This is a genomic window from Chitinophaga sancti, assembly GCF_034087045.1.
In the GTDB taxonomy this organism is placed as follows: domain Bacteria; phylum Bacteroidota; class Bacteroidia; order Chitinophagales; family Chitinophagaceae; genus Chitinophaga; species Chitinophaga sancti_B.
Genome location: NZ_CP139247.1, coordinates 1,593,552 through 1,615,946 on the forward strand (window position 1 = coordinate 1,593,552; position 22,395 = coordinate 1,615,946).

A 22,395-nucleotide genomic window follows, 5' to 3' on the forward strand; every position below is an offset into this window, starting at 1 on the left:
TTTGAATCATCGAAGCAAACATGATCAAAATGAAAACGAAAATGTTCGCCACCAGATACAAGATTTGAAGAGAATGAACTTTGGTTGTGTAGAAACAGCATCTTGTCTAAAAAAATTTTCTAAGTGTACGTTTCGAAGCAATTTTAAACCATCAATCAAAACTGAAAATAAAAACATGGAACTTAAAAATTACAGCACAGTATCGAATGCCTTCTACAAGGTGGTGCAGGCCGGAGCAAAAATAGATGAACTGATCACAGCCATCAAAACCACCAGCCTGCCTGCATCTGAAAAGTATGCGTACCAGGCGTTCTGTTATGCGATGATGGCGAGAGAAGCTTCCGGAATGTTGCAGAAAGGAAAATATATTCAGCAGTACGGTGAGTTCATCGGCAAATCGATCGTGATCAACAACGACTGCTACGAAGCAAGACTGATGCGTTTCATTGTAGAAAAGAAATTGTCTGACGTCGGTTTTGTAAGTCACAAAGAAACAGATATAGCATTCCTCTCGACCAATGTCGAATCCATACAGGACGATTGTTTAAAGCATGTAACCTTAAAAGCCCTTTCAAATGTATAAGGACTCATTTTTCATCCCTTTCAAAGAACATCACGACTCGATCATAATAGATGCTACACAGTCGAAGAGTTATACCTATGAAGAAGTGTATAACCAGATTGACGATATAGCTGCGGGCATCGAAGCGCTGCAACTGGCACAACATTCTATCGTAGTGATCTATGGCTACAAGAATGCATACAAATCATTGCTGCTGTTTTTCTCCTGTCTGAAATGCGATCTGATCCCATTCCTGGTAGAAACTGGCGGATTGAGTAAAATCACAGATCTTAAGTTCAACGCGCTCATTGCAGAAGCAGCTGTGACAGATAGTATCGTAGAAAACGCCACTGCACAAAAAGTAAATGATGCATACGTTTATTACAACCTGCACGATGATATTTATATAGGCGATGAAAATGATCTGCTGGTAGTATCCAGTTCCGGCACTACCGCAGGCACTCCTAAAAAGATACTGCTGGGCAAACAGCAAACCATCGCAAACATTGCCTCCAACAGAGAAGCAATGTCTATCACAAAGGATGATGTGACGCTTGTATTACTACCTGTATCATACTCCTACGGCCTCATAGCACAGTTTCTTACACACTTCTTTACAGGTGCAAAGATCGTACTGGGCGAAAGATTGCTGGGCATCTTACAACTACCACAGCTCTTTCAGAAACACCAGATCACGAATGTGTTTATGACGCCCCTGTTGGCAAGACTCATTTTGTACTATTATCAAAAGATACCCAAGATCAAAAATAATCTGCGGTTCATCACCATGGGAGGAGACAAGCCACACCTGCCTACATTCCAGAATGTATTCAGACTGTTCAGCTGCCCTATCTATAGCACCTATGGCCTGGCTGAAGCGGGACCCAGAGTCGCAACCTGCAAATATACAGAGGTACCCGAACAGGATAGTGAAGCCTGCATTGGCCTTGTCAATCCAGGTATCACCCTCCGGGTAGCACACACAGAAAAATACCAGGACAAGTACAACGATACGCCCATTGGCTACCTGCAAATAGAAAGCCCTTCCATCTACCTCGGTTATATCAGGGGCAATGTGCTGGACAAACCTTCTTCCAATGCGGTACTCACGACAAAAGATATTGTGGTGAAGAAAGATAACCGCTACTTCATACTGGGTAGGGAAGGAGATTTCATCGAATACAAAGACAGGATCATCTGGTTCAATAGTCTCTCCGATGAACTCTATCATGCGCCCGAAGTACTGAAAGTAAGTATCCGGAAAGATAGTGAAGACAGAATGGAAATAGGCGTCTTTCACAGAAATAAGATCAACGTGCCCGAAGTGGAACAGGCGCTGAAAGATAAGTACGACCTGCACGCAGGGGATCACTATGACCTGAAATTGATAGAATTTAATAATACCTATTACAAATGACCCGGCTATTCATTGCTGAAATAATACCAGCTGCCGATGACAGCTGTATGGATACGATCAGGCATCATTTCAGCGATGAATTAGTAAACAGGCTAACGAAATCTCCGGGTACGGGACACTGGTTAAAAAGGGTGACTTCCAGGTTAATGCTTGTAAAGATCTTCAAGGAACTGGGACTGGACACAACGCTGCTCAGGGAACTGCATTACAACCCGCATGGAAAGTTAGTGATGGATAAGGGGGGCCTCAATATATCTATCTCCTATAGCAACAGTATCGTAGCATGTGTAGTGAGTGAAAACAAAATAGGGGTGGACATAGAAGACGTAAGTACGCCTCCCACTGGCAAAACAATGACCCTGCTGGAAAAGTGGACAGGCAGAAAGGTAAAGGACCAGATGGATTTCTTTATGTTATGGACCCAAATAGAATCGATCGCCAAGCTATACGACGACAAGGGACTTGCTGATATATTCTACGGCAATCTGCTGTCAGAAAAACATTATACCAGACAATATCTTTTAAATCACAATTACCTCGTATCCATGTCTGCATTGACATGCCTGGATACTGTTGACCAAATAAAAACATTGACTATATGACAACGGCAGAATTTGATACCCTGAAGCCTTCCGCGCTACTACCCCACAGAGAGCCAATGTTGCTGGTGGATAAGGTACTGCACACAGATTTTAAAAATACCATTACCACCGAAACCGAAATAGGGGAGGACATGATATTCCTGAAAGGACACTTCCCCGGTTATCCCTTACTACCAGGTGTAATCATTATCGAAGCCATGTTCCAGGCCTCTGGTGTACTCAACAGGGTCGCTACGCTGGAAAGAGATGGTGAAGCACAACAGAAGAAGAAATTGGGCAAGGCGGTGAAAGTAAAATCTGCCGTGTTCTATAAGGAAGTGTTACCCGGAGATAAGCTCGTGATCACATCTGAACGCATCAAGAATATATTAAACTTCAGCGAGTACAAGGCGACAGCCACAGTAAACGGTGAAGTAGTATGTAAAGCAGAAATCACTTTATCTATAAGCATATGAAAAATAATAACAAAATTCTGATCACTGGCCTTGGCAGCATCTCCCCACTGGGATATGGATCTGCCGCCGCAAGGGAGAAAATACTCGCAGGTGAGAATGGCATCAAAATAAAAACCAACTGGGCCAATACAAGTATTCAACCCCAGTATTATGGAGAAGCACCTGTAGTAGAATTTGCCGGAGAAGTAAAATGGGATGATCGGTTCCCTCCCCAGCAATACTCCAAACTCGGTCTGCTGGCCTGTAAGAAAGCACTCGATGATGCAGGCATCGTACTCGAAGCCGCTGACAACGAAATCGGTTTGGTCATAGAAACCAGCCTCGGTGCTACGGCTAGTGTAGAAGATTACCTGTATGACCTGTACCGGTTCGGGTTGCAAAAAATAAGCCCGGTGAAGTTTACGAAGACCGTTGCCAATACCGTATTAGGTGACATATCAAGAGTCTTCAAACTAAATGGTCCCAGTTCTTTGATCTATAATTCCAACAGTATCACCTATGGGTTTGACCTGATTAAAAAAGGTCTTGCAGATATAGTGATCTGTGGTGGAGTGGATCACTACACAGAGTTCAGGGTACTGAGCGAGCAGGAAAGCAATCACCTGGTCAATGTAAATGAAGGGACGGATGCATTCAGTGCTGCTACAAAAGAGCCGGATGACCGCCGCAATATACTGGGAGATGGCGCCGCCTTCCTGGTGCTGGAAAGTGAAGCCAGCGCTGCACGTAGAGGAGCCAAACGATATGCAGAACTGGTAGAATACCACAGCTGCTTTGACTACCAGAATGTGGAAGATACCACCCGTCGCTCACCAGCAGTCGTGAAATCTGCGATCGATGCTCTCAAACCTATCGTAACAGCCAGTGGTAAGTTAGTCTACCTGAGTGCCTACACCACTGCCGAACAACTGGAACACAGCGAACGGCACCTGTTAGAAGACCTGAATAAACAACACGAAACATACAGCCTGCGGCACAAAGCCTACACTGGTGATATGAAATCGGCCAGCAGCATTATGGGGGCAAGCATTGCCAGCCAGATCCTGTACAGTGACCGGTTCCCTGAACCGGATGCAGCGGGAGAATATCCTTCCGGGTTCGGCTATGCCCTGGTCAATACAAGCCACGAAGGTGGCGGTAGTTCTCATCTCTTACTTAGAAAAACACATTAATCATGAAGAATATTTTCATCACAGGCGGTTCCAAAGGAATCGGCAAAGAACTGGTAAAAACCTTCGCCCGACTGGGTCATCAGGTAGTATTCACTTACCAGTATTCAGCAGAAAGCGCACAGAAAATAGTGGATGAACTCCATGCAGAAGGCTTCCCAAATGTATACACCTTCAAGTGCGACATGGGCAATGAGGCAGAAGTAAAAGCCCTGTTCAAATCCAACAAAGAGATCCTGAGAGATGTGGATGTACTGATCAACAACGCAGGTATCCGCGACAGCAAGCTCAATGCAAACCCCAAGCCTTTCCTCATGACATCAAGCGCAGAGTGGTGGGAAGTGATGCACAACAACGTCAATGGCGTAATGAATACCAGTCGTGCAGTACTGCCATCAATGATCAAAAGAAAGAACGGCAGGATCATCAATGTGACCTCGCTGGCAGGTATCAAAGGCAACCCCGGGCAATCGGCTTATGCCGCCTCCAAAGCCGCCATCAATTGCTTCTCCAAGTCATTGAGCAAGGAAGTAAAGGGCATGGGTATCATCATCAACTGTGTGGCGCCTGGTTTTATCGAAACAGATATGGTAGACAATCTGCCTGATCAATATGTAAGCAACAGGGTTGGTAATAGTCTGCTGAAGCGGATGGGTACCACGGATGAAATTTCGAACTTCATCTCTTACCTGGCGCTTGAATGTCCCGAATTTTTAATCAACCAGGAAATCGTGATCGATGGTGGTATGAACTAAAAAAAACTATGTAACATGAAAAAGAGAGTCGTTGTTACCGGTATCGGTGCCATATCAGCACTAGGCAATAATATAGCTGAGATGACAGAAAGCCTCGAAAATGGCCGCATCAAATACAATGCAATTCCATCGGACAGGTTCAGCACCGCCCACAAGCTATTTGCCAACAACAGGGGATTTATGATGGATTATGAACTCTATCAGAGCTCCTGGGACAAAGATGTATCCATCATGAGCGAAGTAGCTGTAAAGTGTATACAGGAAGCGATAGATAGCGCAAACCTGTCAGAAGAAAAACTGCACGAGCACAATGCAGGACTTATCATCGGTACATCAGTAGGAGCCAGTTTTCCCATCCTGCAGCGTATCAAGAAATCAGTGCAGGAGAATGAGGATGACTATGAGCTGGCGCTGTATTCGACTCCCAAGATCTTAGGCAAGATCGCCCGCGCATTCAAACTACAGGGATACGTTTCCGCCATCTCTACCGCCTGTGCATCCGGCACAAACTCGATAGGCAGGGCTTTTGACCTGATCGAAAACGGCAAGGCAGATATTATGATCAGTGGTGGAATGGACATCTTTACGGAGCTCACCTATACAGGGTTCAATAGCCTGATGGCTATCTCCAAAACGAAGTGTAAGCCCTTTACCAAATCGAGAGACGGTATGTCGCTGGGTGATGGGTGTGCCATCCTGATCCTGGAAAGCCTGGAATCGGCGGTAGAAAGGGGAGCACCCATCTATGCAGAGATCAAAGGGTATCACATATTAAACGAAGCCTATCACGCTACAGCGCCTCATCCGGATGGCATCTATGCATTGAAGTGCATGAAGAGTGCCCTTGCATATGGTGGTATGAGTACAGATGATGTGGATTACATCAATGCACACGGTACGGGTACAGGCAAGAATGATAGTGCGGAACTAAAAGGGTGTGAAGCCCTGCTACAGGAAAAGACCAGTAAAACCTATGTAGGGTCTACCAAGTGCCTCACGGGGCATACCCTGGGTGCGGCAGGCAGTATAGAGGCGATTATCAGCATCCTGAGCATGCAGCACAATGCCCTCTATGCAAACTACGAGGCGGACGATCTGCCTGAATCTGAAAAGATCGAATTCGTCACACAAAACAAAAATAACATTCCGCTGGATACAGTATTGTCCAACTCCTTTGGCTTCGGCGGAAACATGGCCAGCATTTTATTAACAAAATATAAAAACTAAAAATTTAAAAACCTTTAAAAACTTATAATTATGGAACACAAAGTAATCGAACAAAAAACTAAAGAAGTTCTCATCAGCGTACTGAACCTGAACAAATCAGTTGATGAATTATCTAACGATCAGGCCTTGTTTGGCAATGACGAAAACCCGGGATTGTTTGACGACAGCCTGGCAGTACTGGAAGTGACTTCTGTACTGATGGCAGAATTCGAACTGGAAGCATCTGACTTCGGCGAGGAAAGCTTCAAGACAGTGGGTACCCTTGCGCAGCGCATCTACGATGTATTGCACCTGGCAGTTGTATAACCATAATTCCAGATCCATGCAAAAAGAACTAGTCAAAAACGGTCTTTCTAACATTGTATCGCCGGAGGGTGTGCGTAGCATCAGAAGGCCTTTCAGGCAGGTTTGCATCAATAAGTAAGCTACCCCCGGTTTAACCCACTCATCAACCAAAATTTATATCAACATGTCCATGCTCGAACTCAACGTAGTAGAACTGGAAACCCGTCTTGAACTGGCTGGTGCTACTGTGATCGACTCTATCGAAGTAAACTGTTAATCATTTTTTCATAAACCATTTAAAACTTACACACATGCAGGAAACAACTATCGTAGAACTGGAAAGCCGCATAGAGCAGGCAGCAGCAGCAATTGACATCACTATCAATTGCGACTAATTAAGATTCTTAAACCTTTTAAAACTTAACAAAATGCAAGAGTTAAACATCGTAGAACTGGAAAGCCGCGTAGAACTGGCGGCAGCAGCAGCAGCAATCGACATCACAATCAATTGCTAATTGCTCAGCAGCTATTCAGGCAATAGCTCATTGAACAACCTTTTTTCAACCCTTTTAAAGCTTAACAAAATGCAGGAATTAAACATCGTAGAACTGGAAAACCGCGTAGAACTGGCGGCAGCAGCAGCAGCAATCGACATCACAATCAATTGCTAATTGCTCAGCAGCTATTCAGGCAATAGCTCATTGAACAACCTTTTTTCAACCCTTTTAAAGCTTAACAAAATGCAGGAATTAAACATCGTAGAACTGGAAAACCGCGTAGAACTGGCGGCAGCAGCAGCAGCAATCGACATCACAATCAATTGCTAATTGCTCAGCAGCTATTCAGGCAATAGCTTATTGAACCCCTTTTTTCAACCCTTTTAAAACTTAACAAAATGCAGGAATTAAACATCGTAGAACTGGAAAACCGCGTAGAACTGGCGGCAGCAGCAGCAATCGACATCACAATCAATTGCTAATTGCTCAGCAGCTATTCAGGCAATAGCTCATTGAACAACCTTTTTTCAACCCTTTTAAAACTTAACAAGATGCAGGAATTAAACATCGTAGAACTGGAAAGCCGCGTAGAACTGGCAGCAGCAGCAGCAATCGACATCACAATCAATTGCTAATTGCTCAGCAGCTATTCAGGCAATAGCTCATTGAACAACCTTTTTTCAAACCTTTTAAAGCTTAACAAGATGCAGGAATTAAACATCGTAGAACTGGAAAGCCGCGTAGAACTGGCGGCAGCAGCAGCAGCAATCGACATCACAATCAATTGCTAATTGCTCAGCAGCTATTCAGGCAATAGCTCATTGAACAACCTTTTTTCAAACCTTTTAAAACTTAACAAGATGCAGGAATTAAACATCGTAGAACTGGAAAGCCGCGTAGAACTGGCGGCAGCAGCGGCAGCAATCGACATCACAATCAATTGCTAATTGCTCAGCAGCTATTCAGGCAATAGCTCATTGAACAACCTTTTTTCAAACCTTTTAAAACTTAACAAAATGCAGGAATTAAACATCGTAGAACTGGAAAACCGCGTAGAACTGGCGGCAGCAGCGGCAGCAATCGACATCACCATCAATTGCTAATTGCTCAGCAGCTATTCAGGCAATAGCTCATTGAACAACCTTTTTTCAAACCTTTTAAAACTTAACAAAATGCAGGAATTAAACATCGTAGAACTGGAAAGCCGCGTAGAACTGGCGGCAGCTGCAGCAGCAATCGACATCACAATCAATTGCTAATTCACAAATATTCTTAAACCAATTAAATTATAATCACATGCAGGAATTAAATATCGTAGAACTGGAATCTCGCGTTGAACTGGCAGCAGCTTCTGTGATCGATTCTATCACAATCAATTGCTAATCACAGCAGCCTGTAACCACCGGCAGGAGAACGCGAACCCCCAATTTATAACAGTCTAAAATCGATTCCCATGAAAAGATCAGATCCTTGTTATAAGTCATTACCCAAAGTTGGTGTTGGTGTATGTTACCCGGCAATATATGATCACTAATGATGGGCATTTGATACAAATGCCCATCATTTAAAAACCCTTCAAATCATTTTATATGAATCCTCTACAAACAGAAAATTCCTTGTTAAACTATGATTACTCAATCACCAGTGCTTCTAACAATGAATTTGTACTTTCCTACGAGGGCAAGTACTTTAAGATAGGCGAGTTCATGTATCAGATCTTAAGGGAAGGCCAGCAAGCCAAATACCTGGAAGACTTACAAGCCCGACTTGATAACGTCAGCCTGGCCGGCCTGAAAGAAATAATAGACACAAAGATTTTGCCCATCTTCAAAACCACAGAAAGCAAAGCCAGTGAAGCGTCCGACGATGGATTCTGGTATAAGAAGCAAGTTCTTTCCAGCAGGCAATCCACCACACTGGCCAAACCATTGTCTTTTCTGTTTGGCAAATCATTCTACTTCCTGTTCCTGTTACTAACAGGTGTAAACTTTGCACTCTATTCCCGTACACACAGTATCGTAGCCAACGATGACCTGCCACTGGGAACTGAGATACTAACCTGGGTCGCCTCTTACTTTTCCCTCTTCTTCATCATGTTTGTGCATGAACTGGGTCACACAGCCGCTGCCTACAAATCAGGTATCAATGCCAGAAGCATAGGCCTGGGATTCTACACCATTATGCCCGCCATGTATACTGACCTGACGGATGTATGGACGGTGTCCAAAAGCAACAGGATAAAAATCAACCTGGCAGGCATTTATATTCAATTGATCATCAACCTGGGTCTTGTAGCAGCATTGCATACTATTAGCAACGATTTTGCGCAAAGTTTTGTCTGGAAGATCTATGTGTTCAACAGTGTGCTCATGGTGGCGAACCTTGTACCACTCTTAAAGCTCGACGGCTATTGGGTATTATCAGACTTCCTCGGTGTACCGAACCTGATAAAGACATCCAATGAACTACTCCTGAATGCGGTCACTAAGAAAGACCCGTTCGCAGAAGAGCAGCCCCGTGACTATAGCTTTAAAAAGATCTTACTGGTTGTATATACCATCATTCGCGTATCGTTTATCATATTCGTCACCTTTATGGCATTTGCCTTTATATATGCCTCCATATTGAAGACAATTGCACTGATCAGGTATATACCTTACCTGAGTTTTAATTTCGAGACGGCCATTGAAGTGCTCAAGCGCATAGTGACCATAGTGATCATATCACTGTTTACCCGGAAGTACAGGAAGCTATTTTCAAACGTCATATTAAAACGTGTAAAATGGTACAGAGCATAAATAAAAATGCGGATGAATGCCTGATATTCTTTAACCCCATGAGTTCAGACAGCCGCTTCTGGACAACCAATATTCCCAAGGATCTATTGGAGCGCTTTGAGGTCATCTTTTATGAATATCCAGGCTACAACAGGCCATTTATCAAGCTGGAAAATTTTAAGGAACTGGCCCAATATATCGACAAAGAAGTATTGGATCACATACATAAACCCATTCACCTGGTCGGTTATAGTTACGGAGGTCTCCTGGTACAGCACTTATTGAACCTGAACCGTCACAATATCAAGTCTGCCGTACTGATAGCATGTGCCAACAGGATTCTGGCAAGAGATAAAGAGCTGTTGTCTGTACTGAAAAAAGTGAGCGATGTAGATATGTATCTTTTCTGTAGGGTACTGAGTCTCTTCTCTCATGGTTACGAAGACTTCAACAAGAATCCATTGATCGGGTTACAGAAGTTTTCAAACCTGAAACTCTCTATACCTGATAAGGTGCCTATTATCCAGCAGATGAATCACATTATCCGTACCTCGCGGATCGAGATTCGGCCACAGTCTACGAGGGCGATGCTGCTGTATGGATCGGAAGATAAGATGATCGATATGGATACATTGGATAGTTTACATGAATATTTAGAAAATCTGAGTTTTAAAAAGTTGATTGGTGAAGCACACATCATTGATCCAACGAAAATGTTTCATCACATTCATCAATTCCTAAAAACAGAGGAATATGCAATCTAAAAATTTAAGGCTCGAAATATTCGAGGAAAGCAAGCAGGAGTTGAAAGTATCATTTGAAAAGAAGTGGGAAAGCCACAGTCTGCAGACGTTTCAGTTCCTGTCTGCCAACCTTTCCATGTGTCTGCCAGCAATGCCGGAATCCCAGCATAAAAGCGCCTATTTCGATATCCTGTCTTACAAGGTGCTACAAGGGATCGATACACAGTTCAGTTCAAAGTTCAGTGGTATAGATGATTTTAATGAATTTAATTATGATGAAATTAAAAAGCATTTACCAGCGCTGTTTGTTTCTTATCATACAGGTTCATACAGATCAGCCATTGCTTTTTTGGTGAAGTACAATATTAATGTAGTGCTGATAGCAGATCCGCTGGCGTACAAGTTTAACCTGGAGAAAATGATGTACCAGTTTCAGCAGGTGAAAGATGCATTCAATTCTACTTCAGAATTCATCGTATTTCCTGCTGATAGAGCAGACCTCGCTTTGCAGATTATGGGGAAAATGAAACAGGGCTACTCGGTACTGGCTTATTTAGATGGCAATTCCGGATCTAATGGTTATCTGAACCGGGATAACAGCCAGCAGATCCCATTCTTCGGTCAGGAAATGTTTGTGAGAACAGGTTTGCCTACATTGTCATTCTATTTGAAAGTGCCTATCATACCGATGTTGTCATATTATGATGAGCGCTTACAGCCCAGGTGGAATGTGTATGATCCTATTGCACCGCCTAAGGGAGAAAGGAATCCTGCGGCCTATGTAGAACAGAGTACCCGCTACTTATACAGTATATTGGAAAATGCCGTGCAAGCGTATCCTATGCAGTGGGAGGGGTGGATGTTTATACACCGGTACCTGACTATAGTAGCTCCTGATGTGGGTGTTCCATCTAGTCTTACAAATATAGCGATCAATGATAAAGCTGGGTTGTTCATGCTCGATGGCAGGTACTATATATTGAATAAAGAAAATTACAAACTGATGGAACTGGATGAAGAGGTGTTCCATTTGTTTAACAATAAAAACCGGGACGCAATTATAGAACGTCCATTGGCAGATGTTCACCTACTTTATAAAAATAGATTCTTAATTCATAACTAACTATCATGAAAATATTATTTACATCCTTGTTGCTGTTGACAACGTTCGCGGGTTTTGCCCAGAGAAATTGTTCTATAAAGGTCAAAGTCAGAAATATACTGATCAATAAAGGGGATTTCTATTTCGCGCTTTATAACAAAGAAGGCGATTTTATGAAAGTACCTTTTTCAAAGATCAAAGTGCCTGCCAGCCGTGTGAAGAATGGCGTGATTTTTACCAAACTGCCGGCAGGGGAGTATGCGGTTACTATCTTTCAGGATCTGAATAGTAACAAGACGCTGGATAAGGTGATGTCAGTGCCAGTAGAGCCGTATGGGCTTTCTAATAATGTACCGGCTTATCCGACGTATGCGAGTACAAAGTTTACGGTGACGGATCAGTCATCGATAACAGTGAGTTTAAGGAATTAGGCGAGAGCTAGCGGTATCGCTAACTCTTGCTTTTTTAATAAGCGGATTTGGAATTCCTTTTGATGGAATATTTCTTTGGTTGCACAACCGTACATATATGACAATAGGCCGGTGTGGCAGATGCGCAATCTGCCAGATCTGAAATGAAAAGATATAAATTGGAGGTTAAAGCGTCGTTATTATTCGCCTATCGATAGTTCTTTTACCGTTTCATTGCCTGGCAAATCGACCGCGACAACTATTACCTTACCACCTGGGGGCAAACTGGTAGCTTTATAATGCCAATCCACGCCGTTTCTGCTTAACACAGCATTACCTCTTTCCTGAATGCTACCTGCTTTATTTACCACTCTTATTTCCACTGCTGCTACCCTGAATTCGTCTTTCGCGGTTACTATAACAGTCTCCTCTTCAAAACGAATATTCTGCACTTCTGGTGACTTGTAAGCATCTTTTACTGCCATATTATAGGCATTCTGGCCGGGTCCTGCGAGGGATTTGTAATAAGCTTTCAGCTCAGGATCCTCTATGATCGCCCGTGCATAAGCTGCTGCTATTTTCATCTTATACCTTGCTTCCAGCTGTTTTATAGTGGGCTTATTCTTTGATGGGCCGCGTTTCTTGGCGATAATGATTTGTCCGTTTCGTTCGTAAATCGTGAGTTGATCGCCCAGGGAGCCGCGGATGCATTGCAGGAGGATATTGTCTTTGACAAGCGCCATAAAAATTGATTTTGGGGTTATAAAGTCAATATTAAGGATTAGTTCGGTTACATAGTGCTACTATACTGCTAATTGAGTACTAATACGTCATTAAAAGGGCACTTCAATATCGAATGGATATTGAAGTGCCCTTTTAATGACCTTATGGTGATCTTGTGGAAGTATGGTCGTGTAATAGTCTATTTGCGTATAATTGGTTGAATAGTGTTACTATTTCCGGGAATTAACCTAAGACTTGGATTTGATAAATATCTATTTCTCAGACCGACACGAAATGGCACTTACTGTATTAAGCGTTATGTGAGATTCAGGTTCCCGAGGTAAAACAGGGATAATAAAACATATTATTCCCAGGGGGGAGATATTATCGAACTGAAAAATGAACTTAGTGTTTCACCGTATTATACCACTCATGGTTGGTGGAAATAAAAAAGCCAGCATCGCTGCTGACTCCATTTTGTAGCCAAAGCAGGTGGGTTATCGAACTTTGATTTGTGATGTGCTGGTGGTTGAAGCCTTTATTGAGATATATAAGGGGTTGATTTCTTTATTTTAAAAGGAGAGACGATATTCTGTATAGAAAGATGCTGATTTGTCAGGCGCTTGTAGTGGTTTGATACCGGGTTATTTACGAAATGTTCGTATATGAATTTAAAATAGCATGATAGGGGAGCCCGGGTGATGGTGTGGAGGGAAGATGCCTAATAAACAGACTGAGAGGATTTAAAATTAGTAATGTAGAGACTGGAGAGGTGTTAGATGATGTCTAAAAAAATGAAACAAACTAAGCCAGATATGCTTAAAATTGGTCACTTAGCTGTTTTTGTATAAATTTGGGATATGGTCGCACATTCAAAATTGAAAAAAATTGATGCGCTTAGGATTATCGCAAAAGCAAAACTGAAAAAAAAGGTTAAATTACCTGTAGTGCGACGTTTTGTCCAATTTGAGGGTGCAAAATATCTGATATTTGGTTCGGGTGCACCAATTTCAGAGCAAACCGAGCGCTGATAAACATTATTTTCTTCGTATACAATGCAGAGAATCTACTTCAAAAAAGTAAGCATCGATAATGCCTTCTGCTTCCATCCCCAACAGCAATTATCTTTTATCAACGAACAAGGTGATTGGTCCAGATGGACCGTGATACTGGGTGAAAACGGCACAGGAAAGACTACATTATTGCAGCTCCTGGCTACTATGGAAATGCAAATAATTAGCTACCGTAGTGATGGTAAAATCGATTTTTCGCCTTCTACTGAGGCTTTCCTTTCCTATGGTCATCCTAAGCCAGGACCCAATGCCAAGGTTACGGTTGAGTTGATGCAGCATGACCATGAGCTATTGCCACCTATCAAACTTCAATTTTCAAATTTTAATATATTTGGGCAACCGGTATTTGATGACCCCATATTTGGTGAGATTAAGTGTTATGGATATGGTGCTTCCCGGATAATGGGGCCTCCTACACTGACAGAAGAGGATCTTTCGATTAATTCTGCGACTTTGTTTTATGATTATCTATACTTAATAAACGCGGAAGAGTGGTTTATGAGATTAGATTACAATGCAAAGGCATCGGCTGAAGATAATAGATCTTTTTTTGAGGGTCGAAGAGAACTGGTTAAAACCATATTGATTAAATTGTTGCCAGATGTTGAAGATATTCAACTTGTAGCTCCTACCAAGGAGAATAATGCCCCCAGGCTCGAGTTCAAAACTTTCACAGGCTGGGTTTCATTAGAGGATTTAAGTCTGGGATATAAAACAATGGTGACATGGGCTGTTGACTTGGCGTATAGGTTGTTCATACGATACGCTGAGAGTGCCAATCCTTTAGCCGAACCAGCTATCGTGCTAATTGATGAAATCGATCTTCATCTGCATCCTAAGTGGCAGCGTCAGATTTTTGAACATTTGAGTGCTACGTTTCCTCAAACACAGTTCATTGTTACTGCCCATAGCCCCCTTATAGTTCAATCTCTTCCAGGAGATTCTAATCTGGTCTTATTAAAACGTAAGGGAGATCGTGTACTGATCGATCAAAATATCGAAAATGTACGGCATTGGCGTATTGATCAAATTCTGAGTAGTGAATTATTTGATGTTCCCATCCGTAATAAGGACGTAGAAACAAAATTGGAACGTCGTCGGATTTTAACGGCTAAGCCAGATAGAACGCAGACGGAAGAACAGGAATTAGCCGAGCTTCAAAAATTTGCAGATTCATTGCCATATGCCGAATCCGAACTGGATAGAAAAGCAAGAGAGATAATCAGGAGGGCTGCAGCTCATCTTAGCAATAATAAAGGCTTACAGCAATGATTCAAATTTCTAAAAAGGCTACTATAGCGGAGCCTAATGCATTGCAAACCATTGGTGCAACTGCAACGGCACAATTAGAAGCAGATTATAATGCAGGCGTACGGGAGTTTTCATTTGATGCTACGATTTATGCTCATGAAGAGGTGAAAAATGCTTTAATTGATGCCCAAAATTATAAATGCTGTTTTTGTGAAGCCAAAATTGGTCATATAGATGATGGAGATGTTGAACATTTTCGCCCTAAAAAACGATCACAACAGGCGGCCGGAACTCCATATATTTATCCAGGTTATTATTGGACAGCCTATCAGTGGAATAATCTTTTCCTGGCGTGTACAAAATGTAACCAACGGAATAAGAAAAGTCTTTTCCCACTTTTAAATCCTGGTCACCGTGCCCTCTTTCATGGTGATAACATCGCCTTGGAGCAGCCCGTATTTATACATCCTGCTGATGAAAATCCTGAAGATTTCATCTCTTTTAACCATGAAAACATATACGCGGTTGGAAACAATCAGAGGGGAACAATGACGATAGCACTTTTAGAACTTGATCGGTCAGAATTAACACAAGCAAGAGCAGAAATGCTAGACGCGATAGAGGTATTGTACCTGACCGTTTCCGATTTGGCTGCCATACTACCCCGGGATGTTCTTCGGGATAGTATTGATTTGTTAAACGCAATGAGAGATAGAAAGACAGATGAAGATCATCAGTATGCCGGAATGTTTCGTGCATTTTTTAGTACTTATCCGATTCCTTAGATCATGTTGTATTACTTTGCTATTATATAAAAGTAAAAAGCCTTAAAATGTCTACATGTAAACATTTTAAGGCTTTTTACTTTTTGTAGCCCGGACAAGAATCGAACTTGTATCTAAAGTTTAGGAAACTTCTATTCTATCCATTGAACTACCGGGCCGTCACTTTAGGAAAAATCCTCCTTTAGCGGAGTGCAAAAGTAAAGGATTTTTCCAAAATTCCTCACACATTTAATTAATTATAGATTTTCTCAATCTGTTCAGCATATTTCTGGGCAATCACTTTCCGCTTCACTTTCAGCGTTCCCGACAGCTCCCCATTCGCAATTGTCCACTCTTGTGGCAGTAACTCAAACTTCTTCACCTGCTCTATATGGCTAAAGTACGCATTGTACTTCTCCACGATCTGCTGAAACAGGATCTGTATCTCCGGAAGCCTGCACAATGCCGCATGGTCACTCACCTGTATTCCTTTTTTATGCGCCCAGCGTTCCAGCTGAGGAAAAGACGGTACTATCAATGCCCCGGTGAATTTGCGGTCTTCGCCTACCACCATCATCTGCTCAATAAACACGGATTCCTTGAACTTGTTTTCGATAGGCTGCGGGGCCACAAACTTACCCCCTGAGGTCTTGAACAGCTCCTTCTTCCGATCTGTGATCTTCAGGAATTTATTGTTCACCAGCACCCCGATATCCCCGGTATGGAACCATCCATCTTTAATGGCTTCTGCCGTGAGGTCGGGACGTTTATAATAGCCGATAGTGATGTTGGGTCCTTTTACAAGGATCTCTCCATCTTCGGCAATCTTCACTTCCACATTATTGATCAGGGGGCCTACAGTGCCAAACATGCGATCTTTTTCTTCCGTGCGGTTTACGCTGATCACAGGCGAGGTTTCTGTCAATCCATAGCCTTCCAGGATGGGTATTTGGGCCGCTGTAAAGATCTTCAGCAATCTTACCTGGCAGGCGGCGGAGCCTGTTACAATCACATCGATATTGCCACCCAGTGCTTCCCGCCATTTGCTGAACACAAGTTTATTGGCAATGGCCAGTTGTACTTTGTACCACCAGCCCTGGTCCTGATTGATATCGAACTTTTTGCCCAGGTCTACTGCCCAGAAGAAAAGCCCTTTTTTGATGCCTTTTAGTTCCAGTCCCTTACCCATGATCCGCTCATACACTTTTTCCAGCAACCGTGGTACGGTCGTGAAGATGGAGGGTTTTACCTCCCGCAGGTTATCGGCAATCGTATCCAGACTTTCCGCGTAGTAAATAGGTACGCCGGCAGTGAGATAGATATACGATACGGTGCGTTCGAAAATATGATTCAGGGGCAGGAAACTAAGTGCTTTGGCAGTAGGGTTTACTGGCAGGCAGGGGGTACAGGCGTGTACATTGCTCATGATATTGTGGTGGGTGAGCATCACACCTTTGGGGGTACCCGTTGTTCCTGAGGTATAAATTATAGTAGCTAGTTGTTCCGGATCAATGCTGTCTTTGATGGCGGCGATCTTTGGAAAGTCCGCTTCATCGGCCATGGCTGGAACTTCCAGCCAGTGTTTGGCACCAGGGACCTTGTTAAAGGTAAACACTTCCCTGAGGTGTGGCAGCTTGCTCCGGAAGGCCGAGACCTTGTCGTACAGGTCTTTGTCGCTGACAAAGAGAATGCTGGCTGCAGCATCATTCAGAATGTATTCCAGGTCGTGCTCGCTCAGTGTAGGGTAAATGGGGGCAAGTACGGCGCCCGCCTGCTGGCAGGCCAGATCCGTAATGAGCCACTCAGGGCGGTTGGGCGATAAGATCGCAATCTTATCTACACCTTCGGGGGTGCGGTCCCCGTTGCCAATACCTAATTTAAGCAAGCCTGCACTGAAGCGTAGTGTCAGATCGGCTACATCCTGTGTGCTATATTGTTTCCAGACGTTGTTTTCTTTTCCTACCAGCATGTCAGCTTTTGGGAAGTGGGCCAGCTGGTATGCGATAATGTCGAATAATCTCCGTGGCTGATCAGTCATGTTGCTTTTAGTTTATTACAGGCCTCTTTGTTCCTTCTCGGCTTGTAACCGCTCATATTCTCTTAGTGTATCCCCAAATGGGTCGCGATGGAAAGCATTGAAGTACTGGAATGCGATGGCTAATCCCCATCCCAGACCCGGCCATACCGGCCAGGGTGTGCCTCCATAATAACGACCTGTGGTGATATACCAGATCGCCCAGAAGAAGAGGTTCATAACGAGGTAAACAATCAGGGAATTCTTAAAAGCTGCTCTGGATTTTGCGATCTTCCACAGCCTTTCATCCCGTTGTTGTATAGTTTCCATATGTTTAGTGGTTTAAATAGATAGGCGCGTATCTAAATATAGATAATTTTCCTGAATTATCCGGAGGGGGGGGAATTACTGCATTATCATTTCAGCAGAATAGATTAATTTTGCTTTAAGAACCTAACAGACAGACTACGAGCAATATTTAACTACCAGATCAGCGCATTACGACATTCCACGGCATTCACCCAAACTTATTGACGATTCATCACACGCAACGATATTCAAAGATTGTGTCTTAATGGTTATTTAATTGATGAAACCCAGAGCGTTTTGTTTAATAATGCACTCACCAGTCCCTGGTGATAAACTTATCCTTTATCAACAAGGACCGGTGAGCTGGTTTTTACACAAACTACTTTCGGGATTTCTCAACATCCGGCAATAGTCCTGTTAATAAACCTATCAATGGCAGATAGGCGCATAACCGGAACACATAATCTATACCCTTACTATCCGCAATATTGCCCAATACTGCGGAGCCTATACCACCCATACCGAAGGCCAGACCAAAGAAAAGGCCGGCTATCATGCCTACCTTGCCCGGTACTAACTCCTGTGCATATACTAATATTGCTGAGAAGGCTGAAGAGAGTATAACACCTATGAATATACTCAGTATGCATGTCCACATCAGATTTGCATGTGGCAGTAACAATGAGAAAGGTGCCACACCAAGAATAGAGATCCAGATCACATACTTACGGCCTATGCGGTCGCCCAGGGGGCCGCCAAAGAAGGTACCTGCTGCCACAGCAAAGAGAAATACAAACAGGTAGATCTGCGAAGCCTGTACACTTACATTGAACTTGTGCATGAGATAGAACGTATAGTAACTGGTCATGCCTGCCATGTAAAAATACTTAGAAAATACCAGTACCAGCAGGATGCCCATGGCAAAAATCACTTTTCCCTGAGACAGGTGATTGTCTGTATGCACCTGTACCTTTTTAGGTTTCAGGCGATGGGTATTTTGCTTATACCAGGAGCCGATATTGATCATCACCACGATGGCCAGAATAGCCAGTATGGAGAACCAGCTCAAACTGGATTGTCCATGAGGTACAATGATCATTGCTGCCAACAGGGGGCCCAGTGAACTACCTGCATTGCCACCCAATTGGAAGAGGGACTGTGCCAAACCATGTTGTCCGCCGGAAGCCATGTGAGCCAGCCGGCTGGATTCAGGGTGGAATACAGAGGAACCTACACCTACCAGACCTACAGAGATAAGAACGAAGTAAAAGTGATGTGCCTGTGATAAACATACGAGTCCGAGTAATGTAAAGCCCATTCCTATAATCAGGGAATAAGGCTGTGGTTTCCTGTCCGTATACAAACCGACCAGGGGTTGTAACAGGGAGGCGGTGAGCTGGTAGGTCAATGTAATGTAGCCTACCTGGCTGAAATTAAGATTCAATGAATCTTTTACAATCGGGTAAATGGCGGGGATCAGTGACTGGATAGCATCATTGATCAGATGAGAGAAGCTGAGGGCCAATAATACAGAGAATACGGTCCTCTCAGCGGCCTGTTGTACAGGGGCTTTGGCAGTGGCGATCTTTTCCATAAAATGTATCAGTAAAAAATAGGCAATACAATCCCTGTAACGCTTCCCTGCATTGGAGGCGGTTTCAGCAGAAATTGGTATTACTGGTTGAAAATTATAAACGTGGTTGATGATTTGGGAGACATATTGCTATAGCTTTTGATCATCCTGTACCACTTGCTGGTAGAAAATTAAAATCGTGGTTGATGATTTTGCCGGCATAATGCTATAGCTTTTGATCATCCTGTACCACTTACTGGTTGAAAATTTTAAAGTTACTTGCTATCGTTGTGGTCGATGATCTGCTGCCCACATTTCCATGCTTTCTGATCATCCTGCGCCACAATACTGTTCAAAAGACTTTTGTGCAGTTGCTGTGTATTTGTAAAAGTCTCAGTTGTTTTAAACCGTTCTATAAACTTCGCTTTCAGGTGCATGGCTACAGTTCTGTACAGATCTGTAAGGATGCTATTGCCCGAAGCCTGTGCAATGGCCAGGTGAAAATCGATATCAGCCTGTATACAAGCTGTTACGTCATTGGCCACCCCATATTCTTTTCGCCTATTCAGTGCCTCTGTCATCCGCTCTATATCCTGTTCCGTTCTATTGAGGGCGGCTTTTTGTGCTATTTTCAATTCCAGCAGTTGTCTTACCTCGTCCAGATCTTCGAACTGTGCGCGTTTCAGCCGTTGGGGGAGGGGTTCTACAATGCCTGTCTGCTCTTCTACAAAAGTGCCAAGGCCCTGTTGTACCCTGAGTACCCCACTGTTCGCCAGTATGCGTACGGCTTCTCTGATAGTAGACCTACCTACTCCGAATGACTCCATTAATGCTGGTTCGGTAGGTAATTTTTCCCCGGTTTTGTAGGTTCCCAGGGAGATCTGCTCCTGTAGCCGCTGCGCAACCTCGTCTGCAAGGCTGTTTCGCTTAATTGGTAAGGTCTGTTTATTCATCATATCATCTGATGATTCGAAGGTAGTAATTCCTTTTAAATCGGCACATCTTTTTTTATTTATCTTTGCGCCTCTTGTAATAGATTTGACAGATGAAAGCATTAAACTTATTTATTCGTTATAGGTTACCACTGGGTATCATTCTTTTGTTAGGCGGGATCGCGCTGGGTGCTTCAGTGGGTTGGTGGGAAGCTACCATCTTACTGGTACTGGCTATCATCTGCCTGGTTACCCATTTCATGTTTGGCCCTATGCGCCTGGTACAGGAAGCTGTTGAAGCTGGTGATATTGAAACCGCTATGGCGATGATGAATACCATTAAATTCCCTAAGTTGTTATATAAACCTATTCAGTCTGTTTATTATTTCATGCAGAGTAACCTGGCCATGTATAATAAGGACCTGGATAAGGCAGAGGCATCTATCCGCCAGAGTATCAAGTCTGGTAGTCCGATGAAGGAGTATGAAGGGATGCAGTACTTCCAGCTGGGTACCATTGCTTATCAGAAGAATGACCTGAAGGAAGCGGATAGCAACCTGAAAAAGGCGGTAAGAATGGGATTGCCTGATAAAGAGAATACTGCTGCTGCACTGCTGACGCTGGCTTCTATAGCGATGAGCCGCCGCGATTTCAAAACTGCAAAAGACTTTTTCCGCAGGGCGAAGGCACAAAAGCCGACTACTGCTCAGATCGTAAGTCAGATCAAGGAAATGGATAAATATATTTCCCGTATGCCAGGTTGATGCTGGCTACAAGCTTCAAAAAAGGGTACTCCTGATCGGAGCACCCTTTTTCTTTTTATGAAATTCAATATCGAATCGCCCCACCCATTATTTCCCGCTTCCAGCCGGCCGCAGGCCCAGCCCCGAAACCATTGCTTTTACCGAAGGTAAAAGCAATGGTTTCGGTTGCGATCTTCCTTTACTAAGGATGTCTCATGGAACCAATTAAATATTACATTTGCAGAAAATACGAACCCTGCATGTTTCATTTTGACCAGATCTTAGCCATAACCTTTACACTCTTTGCGGTAATTGATATTGTTGGTTCAATACCCGTTCTCATTTCCATGAAAGAAAAACTCGGTCACATCGATTCGGGCAAGGCGACGCTTGCTTCTGGTGTACTGATGATCCTTTTCTTACTGGTAGGTGAACCGTTCCTGAAATTATTGAGCGTAGACGTACACTCATTTGCCGTAGCTGGTTCGATCGTGATCTTTGTAATCGGTCTTGAAATGATTCTTGGGGTAGAGTTCTTCAAGAGTGAGAAGGATACAAAGACAGGAAGCCTCATTCCCATCGCATTTCCGCTGATCGCGGGTTCCGGTACCCTGACCACCATTATGTCACTGAAGGCCAACTTCGATCAGTGGAACATCTTTGCAGGTATCCTCATCAACCTTATTATCATCTATGTAGTGCTTCGTTCCCTTAGTTTTATCGAAAGAATACTGGGTAAAGCAGGGTTGATGGTGGTGCGTAAGTTTTTCGGTGTCATCCTCCTGGCGATAGCTGTGAAGATATTTAAGAGCAATCTTAACCTGTAGTTTTTTGTAATTGAGATCAAAAAGATTAGTTTTGCCTTCCTTGCTCGAAACAGAGAAGGTGTTTTGGCCTCGTAGTACAATGGATAGTATAAGAGTTTCCGAAGCTCCAGATACAGGTTCGATTCCTGTCGAGGCTACAAATTTTTCGCGAAGGCGCCGATTTTACCGGCGCCTTCGCCGTTTTC

The 22,395-nt window shown here is 43.3% G+C and carries 23 protein-coding genes and 2 tRNA genes; 19 read left to right on the forward strand and 6 right to left on the reverse strand.

Annotation, left to right across the window (positions count from 1 at the left end; genetic code table 11):
• Positions 1-175: 175 nt before the first annotated feature.
• The 13 genes from SIO70_RS06710 (at position 176) to SIO70_RS06770 (ending at position 12,022) form a co-directional block, all read left to right on the forward strand.
• Complete coding sequence (locus tag SIO70_RS06710) at positions 176-583, forward strand: hypothetical protein (RefSeq protein ID WP_320580175.1); 408 nt, start codon at positions 176-178, stop codon at positions 581-583.
• Positions 576-1,979 (forward strand): class I adenylate-forming enzyme family protein, encoded by a 1,404-nt coding sequence (locus tag SIO70_RS06715; RefSeq protein WP_320580176.1) that lies wholly within the window; start codon positions 576-578, stop codon positions 1,977-1,979. The genes SIO70_RS06710 and SIO70_RS06715 overlap by 8 nt, the downstream gene beginning before the upstream one ends.
• Entirely contained in the window at positions 1,976-2,581 is a 606-nt protein-coding gene (locus tag SIO70_RS06720; protein WP_320580177.1) for a hypothetical protein, read from the forward strand. The genes SIO70_RS06715 and SIO70_RS06720 overlap by 4 nt, the downstream gene beginning before the upstream one ends.
• Entirely contained in the window at positions 2,578-3,036 is a 459-nt protein-coding gene (gene fabZ / locus SIO70_RS06725) for a 3-hydroxyacyl-ACP dehydratase FabZ (protein WP_320580178.1), read from the forward strand. Before SIO70_RS06720 ends, fabZ begins: the two co-directional genes overlap by 4 nt.
• Complete coding sequence (locus tag SIO70_RS06730; protein ID WP_320580179.1) at positions 3,033-4,208, forward strand: beta-ketoacyl synthase N-terminal-like domain-containing protein; 1,176 nt, start codon at positions 3,033-3,035, stop codon at positions 4,206-4,208. The genes fabZ and SIO70_RS06730 overlap by 4 nt, the downstream gene beginning before the upstream one ends.
• 2 nt (positions 4,209-4,210) lie before the next feature.
• Positions 4,211-4,960, forward strand: coding sequence for an SDR family NAD(P)-dependent oxidoreductase (locus tag SIO70_RS06735; RefSeq protein WP_320580180.1), 750 nt, complete (start codon positions 4,211-4,213; stop codon positions 4,958-4,960).
• Between the two features lie 15 nt (positions 4,961-4,975).
• Positions 4,976-6,187, forward strand: coding sequence for a beta-ketoacyl-[acyl-carrier-protein] synthase family protein (locus tag SIO70_RS06740; protein WP_320580181.1), 1,212 nt, complete (start codon positions 4,976-4,978; stop codon positions 6,185-6,187).
• Positions 6,188-6,217: 30 nt separating this feature from the next.
• Positions 6,218-6,493: a hypothetical protein gene (locus tag SIO70_RS06745; RefSeq protein ID WP_083723499.1), complete on the forward strand. Its 276-nt coding sequence runs from the start codon at positions 6,218-6,220 to the stop codon at positions 6,491-6,493.
• 1,453 nt (positions 6,494-7,946) lie between these two features.
• Entirely contained in the window at positions 7,947-8,072 is a 126-nt protein-coding gene (locus tag SIO70_RS06750) for a hypothetical protein (RefSeq protein ID WP_320580182.1), read from the forward strand.
• A 486-nt stretch (positions 8,073-8,558) separates the two neighbouring features.
• Complete coding sequence (locus tag SIO70_RS06755) at positions 8,559-9,767, forward strand: hypothetical protein (RefSeq protein WP_320580183.1); 1,209 nt, start codon at positions 8,559-8,561, stop codon at positions 9,765-9,767.
• Positions 9,752-10,510, forward strand: a complete 759-nt coding sequence (locus tag SIO70_RS06760; protein ID WP_083723495.1) for an alpha/beta fold hydrolase — start codon at positions 9,752-9,754, stop codon at positions 10,508-10,510. The genes SIO70_RS06755 and SIO70_RS06760 overlap by 16 nt, the downstream gene beginning before the upstream one ends.
• Positions 10,500-11,612 (forward strand): hypothetical protein, encoded by a 1,113-nt coding sequence (locus SIO70_RS06765; RefSeq protein ID WP_320580184.1) that lies wholly within the window; start codon positions 10,500-10,502, stop codon positions 11,610-11,612. The genes SIO70_RS06760 and SIO70_RS06765 overlap by 11 nt, the downstream gene beginning before the upstream one ends.
• Positions 11,613-11,617: 5 nt before the next feature.
• The gene (locus tag SIO70_RS06770) at positions 11,618-12,022 is read left to right on the forward strand and encodes a DUF2141 domain-containing protein (protein ID WP_320580185.1); all 405 of its coding nucleotides are present in this window, start codon (positions 11,618-11,620) and stop codon (positions 12,020-12,022) included.
• 179 nt (positions 12,023-12,201) lie between these two features.
• Here the strand turns inward: SIO70_RS06770 and SIO70_RS06775 are convergent, their stop codons facing one another.
• Positions 12,202-12,744 carry a hypothetical protein gene (locus SIO70_RS06775; protein ID WP_320580186.1) on the reverse strand — a complete coding sequence of 181 codons (543 nt, stop codon included), beginning with the start codon at positions 12,742-12,744 and terminating at the stop codon, positions 12,202-12,204.
• Positions 12,745-13,584: 840 nt separating this feature from the next.
• Between SIO70_RS06775 and SIO70_RS06780 the strand changes: the two genes are divergently transcribed.
• Genes SIO70_RS06780 through SIO70_RS06790 form a run of 3 tightly spaced genes read left to right on the forward strand, consistent with a single transcriptional unit; the run spans position 13,585 to position 15,833 of the window.
• Positions 13,585-13,755: a hypothetical protein gene (locus tag SIO70_RS06780; protein WP_320580187.1), complete on the forward strand. Its 171-nt coding sequence runs from the start codon at positions 13,585-13,587 to the stop codon at positions 13,753-13,755.
• 24 nt (positions 13,756-13,779) lie between these two features.
• Positions 13,780-15,069: an AAA family ATPase gene (locus tag SIO70_RS06785; RefSeq protein WP_320580188.1), complete on the forward strand. Its 1,290-nt coding sequence runs from the start codon at positions 13,780-13,782 to the stop codon at positions 15,067-15,069.
• Entirely contained in the window at positions 15,066-15,833 is a 768-nt protein-coding gene (locus SIO70_RS06790) for a hypothetical protein (RefSeq protein ID WP_320580189.1), read from the forward strand. Before SIO70_RS06785 ends, SIO70_RS06790 begins: the two co-directional genes overlap by 4 nt.
• 86 nt (positions 15,834-15,919) lie before the next feature.
• Here SIO70_RS06790 and SIO70_RS06795 read toward each other — a convergent pair.
• The 5 genes from SIO70_RS06795 to SIO70_RS06815 form a co-directional block, all read right to left on the reverse strand.
• Positions 15,920-15,991 (reverse strand) — tRNA-Arg (locus tag SIO70_RS06795).
• Positions 15,992-16,065: 74 nt separating this feature from the next.
• Positions 16,066-17,850 (reverse strand): long-chain fatty acid--CoA ligase, encoded by a 1,785-nt coding sequence (locus SIO70_RS06800; protein WP_320580190.1) that lies wholly within the window; start codon positions 17,848-17,850, stop codon positions 16,066-16,068.
• A 15-nt stretch (positions 17,851-17,865) separates the two neighbouring features.
• Positions 17,866-18,156 (reverse strand): 2TM domain-containing protein, encoded by a 291-nt coding sequence (locus SIO70_RS06805; protein WP_083723485.1) that lies wholly within the window; start codon positions 18,154-18,156, stop codon positions 17,866-17,868.
• A gap of 358 nt (positions 18,157-18,514) precedes the next feature.
• Positions 18,515-19,729, reverse strand: coding sequence for an MFS transporter (locus SIO70_RS06810; RefSeq protein ID WP_320580191.1), 1,215 nt, complete (start codon positions 19,727-19,729; stop codon positions 18,515-18,517).
• A 254-nt stretch (positions 19,730-19,983) separates the two neighbouring features.
• On the reverse strand, positions 19,984-20,664 hold the full coding sequence (locus SIO70_RS06815) for a FadR/GntR family transcriptional regulator (protein WP_320580192.1): 681 nt from the start codon (positions 20,662-20,664) through the stop codon (positions 19,984-19,986).
• 89 nt (positions 20,665-20,753) lie between these two features.
• Between SIO70_RS06815 and SIO70_RS06820 the strand changes: the two genes are divergently transcribed.
• From SIO70_RS06820 to SIO70_RS06830, 3 genes are all read left to right on the forward strand, one after another.
• Positions 20,754-21,404, forward strand: coding sequence for a hypothetical protein (locus tag SIO70_RS06820; protein ID WP_320580193.1), 651 nt, complete (start codon positions 20,754-20,756; stop codon positions 21,402-21,404).
• A gap of 194 nt (positions 21,405-21,598) precedes the next feature.
• Positions 21,599-22,210 carry a MarC family protein gene (locus tag SIO70_RS06825; RefSeq protein ID WP_320580194.1) on the forward strand — a complete coding sequence of 204 codons (612 nt, stop codon included), beginning with the start codon at positions 21,599-21,601 and terminating at the stop codon, positions 22,208-22,210.
• A 65-nt stretch (positions 22,211-22,275) separates the two neighbouring features.
• Positions 22,276-22,347 (forward strand) — tRNA-Arg (locus SIO70_RS06830).
• Positions 22,348-22,395: the final 48 nt, after the last annotated feature.

Bases quoted from the DNA above. Each gene is read 5' to 3' on its own strand.
- SIO70_RS06710 (WP_320580175.1), top strand. From the start codon at position 176: ATGGAACTTAAAAATTACAGCACAGTATCGAATGCCTTCTACAAGGTG.
- SIO70_RS06715 (WP_320580176.1), top strand. From the start codon at position 576: ATGTATAAGGACTCATTTTTCATCCCTTTCAAAGAACATCACGACTCG.
- SIO70_RS06720 (WP_320580177.1), top strand. From the start codon at position 1,976: ATGACCCGGCTATTCATTGCTGAAATAATACCAGCTGCCGATGACAGC.
- fabZ (WP_320580178.1), top strand. From the start codon at position 2,578: ATGACAACGGCAGAATTTGATACCCTGAAGCCTTCCGCGCTACTACCC.
- SIO70_RS06730 (WP_320580179.1), top strand. From the start codon at position 3,033: ATGAAAAATAATAACAAAATTCTGATCACTGGCCTTGGCAGCATCTCC.
- SIO70_RS06735 (WP_320580180.1), top strand. From the start codon at position 4,211: ATGAAGAATATTTTCATCACAGGCGGTTCCAAAGGAATCGGCAAAGAA.
- SIO70_RS06740 (WP_320580181.1), top strand. From the start codon at position 4,976: ATGAAAAAGAGAGTCGTTGTTACCGGTATCGGTGCCATATCAGCACTA.
- SIO70_RS06745 (WP_083723499.1), top strand. From the start codon at position 6,218: ATGGAACACAAAGTAATCGAACAAAAAACTAAAGAAGTTCTCATCAGC.
- SIO70_RS06755 (WP_320580183.1), top strand. From the start codon at position 8,559: ATGAATCCTCTACAAACAGAAAATTCCTTGTTAAACTATGATTACTCA.
- SIO70_RS06760 (WP_083723495.1), top strand. From the start codon at position 9,752: ATGGTACAGAGCATAAATAAAAATGCGGATGAATGCCTGATATTCTTT.
- SIO70_RS06765 (WP_320580184.1), top strand. From the start codon at position 10,500: ATGCAATCTAAAAATTTAAGGCTCGAAATATTCGAGGAAAGCAAGCAG.
- SIO70_RS06770 (WP_320580185.1), top strand. From the start codon at position 11,618: ATGAAAATATTATTTACATCCTTGTTGCTGTTGACAACGTTCGCGGGT.
- SIO70_RS06775 (WP_320580186.1), bottom strand. From the start codon at position 12,744: ATGGCGCTTGTCAAAGACAATATCCTCCTGCAATGCATCCGCGGCTCC.
- SIO70_RS06780 (WP_320580187.1), top strand. From the start codon at position 13,585: ATGGTCGCACATTCAAAATTGAAAAAAATTGATGCGCTTAGGATTATC.
- SIO70_RS06785 (WP_320580188.1), top strand. From the start codon at position 13,780: ATGCAGAGAATCTACTTCAAAAAAGTAAGCATCGATAATGCCTTCTGC.
- SIO70_RS06790 (WP_320580189.1), top strand. From the start codon at position 15,066: ATGATTCAAATTTCTAAAAAGGCTACTATAGCGGAGCCTAATGCATTG.
- SIO70_RS06800 (WP_320580190.1), bottom strand. From the start codon at position 17,850: ATGACTGATCAGCCACGGAGATTATTCGACATTATCGCATACCAGCTG.
- SIO70_RS06805 (WP_083723485.1), bottom strand. From the start codon at position 18,156: ATGGAAACTATACAACAACGGGATGAAAGGCTGTGGAAGATCGCAAAA.
- SIO70_RS06810 (WP_320580191.1), bottom strand. From the start codon at position 19,729: ATGGAAAAGATCGCCACTGCCAAAGCCCCTGTACAACAGGCCGCTGAG.
- SIO70_RS06815 (WP_320580192.1), bottom strand. From the start codon at position 20,664: ATGATGAATAAACAGACCTTACCAATTAAGCGAAACAGCCTTGCAGAC.
- SIO70_RS06820 (WP_320580193.1), top strand. From the start codon at position 20,754: ATGAAAGCATTAAACTTATTTATTCGTTATAGGTTACCACTGGGTATC.
- SIO70_RS06825 (WP_320580194.1), top strand. From the start codon at position 21,599: ATGGAACCAATTAAATATTACATTTGCAGAAAATACGAACCCTGCATG.